We start from the raw sequence: 6,143 nt of genomic DNA, 5'->3' as shown, positions 1-6,143 counted from the left end.
AAAGAGAGGGCTAACACAGCCATGCATGCACCGCTTTTTTGACAGGGAAGCTAGCAGCAACCCGGCCCGCCTACAAGGAAAATATGTGGGGAAGGGTCAGGGTCAGGTCTGACATTCAGACACGGGCTCAACCGGCGCAAGGCTGGGTTCGTGTCCGAATGTCAGACCTGACCCCGATGTTCGAAGTGACGTTCTTGTTGCTCTGCTATTTCCATACTCCAGCATCGATGCTCATCCAATTCGTAAGAATTGGCGACATCAAGCCTCAGCATTACTGAAGGCGCACCCTCCGAATCTACCGATTGCTATCGATTCGCCTGCCGCTCACACAAGCAGCACCGGGAATCGTTGTACGATGCGCCATCGGGTACCAGCAAGGGTGGCGTATGAAGGCGGAGATTGCGGTCTTGGGTGGCGGCTGGCCAGAAGTTGCCTTGCGCGCGTTCGACACGCGCGTCGACTGCCATTTCCCCGGATCGACGCCGCTCGCCCGCCAGGGAGGAAGCCGGCGATGCCGATGCTAGTGGACGCGGGCATGGTCGAAGACTTGCGGCGCCTGAACCGCAAGCTTGCCCTCGCGCCGCGCGTGCGCTATCGCCACCGGATCACGCCCCTGATCGGCCAGGCGCTGCTGCGCCTGACCCAGCTCGGGGCCGATGGCAGGCTGCGCCGGAAGGCAATCCGCGTGGAGTCGCGCATGGCCGAAGCCGATGGCGTGCAGGTGCCGCTGCGCGTGCTCCGGCCGGCCGGGACGCCGCGCGGCGTCGTGCTCGACATCCATGGCGGCGGCTGGGTGATCGGCAATCCCGAAATGAACGATGCGCTCAACGCCGCCATCGTCCGCGCCTGCAATGTGGTGGTGGTGTCGGTCGGCTACCGGCTGGCGACGCAGGCGCCGATCGCGGCGATGATCGACGATTGCCTTGCCGCCGCCACCTGGCTGCTCGGGGATGGGCTGCCCGGCTGCGAAGGCTTGCCTGCCTTCGTGCTCGGCGAATCGGCCGGCGCCCACCTGGCCGCGGCGACCCTCCTGGCGCTCAAGGCCCGGCCCGGACTACTGCGGCGGGTCGAAGGCGCGGTGCTGTATTACGGCGTGTACGACCTGGCCGGCAGCCCGAGCGTGCGCACGGCCGGCCGCGACACGCTGGTGCTGGACGGACCGGCCATGCTCCCTTCCCTGCACCTGCTCACGCCCGGCATGAGCGAGGCCGAGCGTCGCCAGCCGCCGCTGTCGCCGCTGTTCGGGGATCTCGACGGCATGCCGCCCGCGCTGATGTTCACGGGCGGGCGCGACCCGCTGCGCGACGACACGCTGTCGATGGCGCGCCTGTGGTCGCGGCATGCGGACGTGGAACTGGTCGACCTGCCCGAAGCGCCCCATGGCCTGATTCATTTTCCTTCCGCGATGGGCCGGGCGGCCTGCCTGCATGCGCATGCCTGGATCAACGGCCTGCTGGCCCGTGCGCGCGGAGTCCAGGCCTTGCAGGCCAACGCGTGCTAGAACCTAGGTCACCAGCCCCGCCGGCGCCGGCTGGCGCGTGAAAGTCGGCCCGATGGTCGTCGGCCGGTTGCCGTTCCATACCAGCTGGTCGATGCACATGCGCCGCCCCGTCATGGCGGTGTCCCAGACGTGGTAGACGATCCAGTCCTGGCTGCCGTCGGGTGACTTGGTGAAGGAGTTGTGGCCCGGGCCGATCACCTGGCCCGGCCGTGAACTCATGAGCAAGGCCGACTCGCTGCCGTCTGGGCGCGTGAACGGCCCCAGCGGATGGTCGGCCACCACATAGCTCACGCCGTAGTTCTCTTTTTCCCAGGCGCCGCCGCTGTAGAAGCAGTAGTACTTGCCGCCGTGGATGAGCACCGAGGCGCCTTCGACCGTATGCCAGTCGTAGACGGCGTCGTACATCGCCCGTCCCTTCTTGAACAAATGCCAGTCGGCGTGCGGGCGCGCCACCGTCACCGGCTTGCCTTCGAGCCGGTCCATGGCCAGCAGGCGGTCCACGACGATGCCGGTGCCAATGCGGTGTTCGTTCTCGAATTCCAGGAAGTCGACGCAGTAGTACAGGTACCACTGTCCGTCCGCGTCGAGGAAAGGATGGGCGTCGATCGAGAACGGCTGGTCCGGCACCAGGAGCACGCCGCAGTCCTGGAACGGGCCGATCGGATCGTTCGAGACGGCCACGCGCAGCTGGTGGCGCTTGCCTTCGCTGTCGCCGGACGAGTAATACAGCCAGAACTTGCCCTCGTTGAAGGCGACTTCGGGCGCCCAGAAATGGTCGTCCCCGGCCACCGACAAGGCGTAGCCGGCGCGGTGCCAGTCGACCAGGTCGTTCGACACCAGCACCGGGAAGCGCCCGCCGTCGGGGCCGTCGGGCGCGGTGCCGTAGGCGAAATACCGCCCCTCGTGCTTGAGCACGAAGGGGTCGGCCATGATCTCCGGGAAGACCGGATTGGTGTAGGTATTGTGCATGACTCCTTCCTTGCAGCGGACGGCGCTGCCGATATTGGATTCCTTATCAGTCAGCATTGATGATCAATATGACAAACCTAGCCGAAAACACACCGGAATGGCGCACTCAAGAAACGCCGGGAATCGCTTCAAAACTGGAGGTTTTTCGCCACCGAATCGCACTCGCCAGGAGCAATACTGCCTTCGCGCTCAGCTCCTGCCGGACGGGCGCGGCAGCGCGGCGCCGTCGGCGTCGAACAGGTGGCCATGCGCCGGGTCGAAGACGAGCAGCACGCGCGCCCCATGCGCGGGCGCCCGCTCGTCGGCACGGCATTTCACCGACACCATCTCGGGCAGGCCGTCGGCCTGGACATGGACGATGCTGGTGTCGCCCAGGTATTCGACCAGGTTCACGGTGGCGGGGATGCCGCCTTCGATCTCATCACGGGTGTCGATGCGCAGGTGTTCCGGACGCACCCCGAGGGTCACGGGCGCGCCGGGCGCGGCGCGGGTGGCGTCGGCCGCCACGTGCACCATCGCGCCGCCGGCCAGGCGCACCCAGGCGGCGCTGCCCTCCTCGCCCGCCAGCGCGCCGGGCAGGAAGTTCATGCGCGGCGAGCCGAGGAAGCCGGCGACGAAGCGGTTGGCCGGACGCTCGTACAGGTCGAGCGGCGTGCCGGCCTGCTCGATATGGCCGCCATTGAGCACCACGATCTTCTGGCCCAGGGTCATGGCCTCGACCTGGTCGTGGGTCACGTAGAGCATGGTCGCGCCCAGCTCGCGGTGCAGGCGCGCCAGCTCGACCCGGGTCTGGCCGCGCAGGGCCGCGTCGAGGTTCGAGAGCGGCTCGTCGAACAGGAAGACTTCGGGCTTGCGCACAATCGCGCGCCCGATCGCCACGCGCTGGCGCTGCCCGCGCGACAGCGCCTTGGGACGGCGATCGAGCAAATGGCCGATCTGCAGGATCCCGGCGGCGCGCTCGACCCGCTCCTTGATCTCGCTGCGCGGCACGCCGGCCAGCTTCAGGGCGAAGCCCATGTTCCCGGCGACGGTCATGTGCGGATACAGCGCGTAGCTCTGGAACACCATGGCGATGCCGCGGTCGGCGGGCCGCACGTCATTGCAGACCAGATCGCCGATCTCCACCGTGCCTTCGCCTGCCTCTTCCAGGCCGGCGACGATGCGCAGCAGGGTCGATTTGCCGCAGCCCGAAGGGCCGACCAGCACCACGAATTCGCCATCGAGGATGTCGAGGTCGATCCCCTCGAGCACCGGGTTGCCGTCGTACGCTTTGGTGATGCCCTGCAGGCGCACAGATGCCATTGAATCTCCGTAAATTAAGCTTTGAGGCCGGTGGCGGCGAGGAAGCCTTGGGTCACGCGGCGCTGGAACAGCACGTAGGCCAGCGCCACCGGCAGCGCGCCGCTTAGTGCCGCCGCCATCAGCTGGGCGTAGCGCACGCCGAAGGCGTCATGGGTCTGCGTCAGGCCCAGCGGGATGGTCATCATGTCGTTCGAGGTGACGATGATGAAGGGCCACAGAAAGTTGTTCCAGGCCCCGATGAAGGTGACGATCGCCATCGCCCACACGATGTTGCCCGAGACCGGCAGGTAGACGCTCCACAGGATGCGCAGCGGCCCGGCCCCGTCCATCACCGCCGCTTCCCGGAAGTCCGCGGGGATGGCGTCGAAGAACTGCTTGAACACGTAGATGACCACGGGCGCCACCACCTGCGGCAGCACGATGCCGGCATAGCTGTTGATCAGCCCGAGCTGGTTCATCATGCGAAACAGCGGCACCAGCAGCGCCTCGAAAGGCACCAGGAAGGCCAGCATGGTCAGCCCGAAAACCAGGCTGCGGCCGCGAAAGCGCAGCTGCGAGAAGGCGTAAGCGGACGTCAAGGACAGGGCCATCGTCACGACCGTCACCAAGAGGGCCACCAGTGCGCTGTTGAACAGCCAGCGCCCGACCTTGCCGGCGGCGAGCACCTTCGCAAACGCTTCCAGGGTCCACTGCTGCGGCAGCCAATGGAAGACGGCGGACACGGTCTCGTGCTCGGGCCGCAGCGCGGTGCTCATCGCCCACAGCAGCGGCGCCACCCACATCGCGGCCAGCAGCACTGCTGCAACACCGCCGATCAGGGCCCAGCCCAGGTTCGCGCGCGCCTTCATGCGCGGCGTCCGGCCAGCCGGCGCACCAGGCCCGCGTGCAGCAGCGACAGCGTCACCACGATCACCACGAAGGCCACCGCGATCGCCGCCGCATAGCCGGCATCGCTCTGGGTAAACGCGGTTTCGTACATGTAGTGCAGGGTCACGCGCGTGGTGTTGAAAGGCCCGCCCGTGGTCATGATGTAGGTCTGGCCGAAGATCTTCATCGAGGCGATCAGCTGCAGCACCAGGGCCATGCCGACCACCGGGCGCAGCGCCGGCCAGGTAATGGCGCGAAACAGCGTGAAGCCGCGCGCGCCGTCGAGCGCCGCCGCCTCGTACAGCTCGAGCGGGATGTTGCGCAGGCCCGCCATGAACATCAGCATGTTGAAACCCACCGTCCACCAGATGGTGTCGATCGCCACCATCGGCATCGCCCAGGTGAGGTCCGCGAACCAGGCGCGCTGCAAGCCCAGCACGTGGTTCACTACCCCGGAAGACGGCTGCAGCATCCAGTCGGCGATCAGGGTCATCACCGAGACCGGCAGCACGAAAGGCAGGAAGAATGCGCCCTGCAGCCAGCTGCTGGCGCGCGTGAAGTGGCGCACCAGCAGCGCCATGACCAGGCCCAGCACCGTCAGCGGAATGACGGTGAGCAGCGCAAAATAAAAGGTATTGCCGACCGCCGCCCAGAACGACGGGTCCTGCACCAGCGTGACGTAGTTGTCGACGCCGATGAAGGCATTGGTGCGGGTCAGGCTGCTCTCCGTGAGGCTCATGTAGAAAGTCTCGAGCGCAGGCAGGAAGTAGAACAGCAGGAAAGTGATGGCGAAGGGCGCCAGCAGCAGCGCCGCCAGCAGCGCGTCGCCACGGCGCGCGCCCGGCGGGGAAAGGGAAGCTGTCATCGACGCTTTCACTGAAGGGTCAGTACCGGGGAGCGCGCTTGCGCACCAGGCGCGCCGCCTCGGTCTCGAACATGCGCAAGGCCTGCGCGGGCGTGAGCTGCGAGGACAGCGCCGCCGGCAGGAATTTCGACGCCAAGCGGTAGGCGAGCACGTGGCCGCCCTCGGCCAGGTTGGTCATGCGCGACAGGTGCACGGTGGCCAGGTCGGGGCCGGCGCCGACCACCGAGGAAGTAATCAGCTTGGTGTAGAAAGGCTCGCCCCATTTCAGCGTGGTGCTGACGACGCGCACCTCGCGCTGGCTGGCGTTGAAGCGCCCGACCAGGTCAGCCATGCGCGCGCCATCGCCGCCGCTGAGCAGGGTCCACATGCGCACTTCGACCTGCGCATGCGCCGGCGCGCTGGCGAACACCGCGGCAAGCGCGGACGTGCACAGCGTGGCGGCGAGGCGCACGGTGGATGGGGTCAAGCCTGTCTCCTGGATCGTTCCGGGCATGATGCCTGTTTTATCAATTAATACTAGCAAATAATGATTAGCCTGGCGACTTGCCGAACCGCGGGCGGCATCCCGGCGCGCATGCGTGCCGCATGAAATGCGCCCCGCCGCGCTATTGCCGCGTCCCAGGGGCTATGATCCGGGCT

The 6,143-nt window shown here is 66.9% G+C and carries 6 protein-coding genes; 1 reads left to right on the top strand and 5 read right to left on the bottom strand.

The window, feature by feature from the left end; translation table 11 throughout:
• Positions 1-511 precede the first annotated feature (511 nt).
• On the top strand, positions 512-1,501 hold the full coding sequence (locus tag AC56LR_RS20520; RefSeq protein ID WP_497133171.1) for an alpha/beta hydrolase fold domain-containing protein: 990 nt from the start codon (positions 512-514) through the stop codon (positions 1,499-1,501).
• 3 nt (positions 1,502-1,504) lie between these two features.
• Here AC56LR_RS20520 and AC56LR_RS20515 read toward each other — a convergent pair whose 3' ends face one another.
• The 5 genes from AC56LR_RS20515 to AC56LR_RS20495 form a co-directional block, all read right to left on the bottom strand.
• Positions 1,505-2,470, bottom strand: a complete 966-nt coding sequence (locus AC56LR_RS20515; protein ID WP_497133169.1) for a glycoside hydrolase family 43 protein — start codon at positions 2,468-2,470, stop codon at positions 1,505-1,507.
• Between the two features lie 189 nt (positions 2,471-2,659).
• A complete protein-coding gene (locus AC56LR_RS20510; RefSeq protein ID WP_497133167.1) occupies positions 2,660-3,772 on the bottom strand; it encodes an ABC transporter ATP-binding protein in 1,113 nt (370 codons plus the stop codon).
• A 14-nt stretch (positions 3,773-3,786) separates the two neighbouring features.
• On the bottom strand, positions 3,787-4,620 hold the full coding sequence (locus AC56LR_RS20505; protein ID WP_497133165.1) for a carbohydrate ABC transporter permease: 834 nt from the start codon (positions 4,618-4,620) through the stop codon (positions 3,787-3,789).
• Complete coding sequence (locus AC56LR_RS20500; protein ID WP_497133164.1) at positions 4,617-5,504, bottom strand: carbohydrate ABC transporter permease; 888 nt, start codon at positions 5,502-5,504, stop codon at positions 4,617-4,619. Before AC56LR_RS20500 ends, AC56LR_RS20505 begins: the two co-directional genes overlap by 4 nt.
• A 19-nt stretch (positions 5,505-5,523) precedes the next feature.
• A complete protein-coding gene (locus AC56LR_RS20495; RefSeq protein ID WP_497133162.1) occupies positions 5,524-5,970 on the bottom strand; it encodes a hypothetical protein in 447 nt (148 codons plus the stop codon).
• Between the last annotated feature and the right edge of the window lie 173 nt (positions 5,971-6,143).

The organism is Telluria sp. ZT3P39, assembly GCF_059685935.1.
The sequence above is the reverse complement of the archived record's forward strand: the minus strand, read 5'-3'. Positions and strand labels throughout refer to the sequence as shown.

Bases quoted from the DNA above. Each gene is read 5' to 3' on its own strand.
- AC56LR_RS20520 (WP_497133171.1), top strand. From the start codon at position 512: ATGCCGATGCTAGTGGACGCGGGCATGGTCGAAGACTTGCGGCGCCTG.
- AC56LR_RS20515 (WP_497133169.1), bottom strand. From the start codon at position 2,470: ATGCACAATACCTACACCAATCCGGTCTTCCCGGAGATCATGGCCGAC.
- AC56LR_RS20510 (WP_497133167.1), bottom strand. From the start codon at position 3,772: ATGGCATCTGTGCGCCTGCAGGGCATCACCAAAGCGTACGACGGCAAC.
- AC56LR_RS20505 (WP_497133165.1), bottom strand. From the start codon at position 4,620: ATGAAGGCGCGCGCGAACCTGGGCTGGGCCCTGATCGGCGGTGTTGCA.
- AC56LR_RS20500 (WP_497133164.1), bottom strand. From the start codon at position 5,504: ATGACAGCTTCCCTTTCCCCGCCGGGCGCGCGCCGTGGCGACGCGCTG.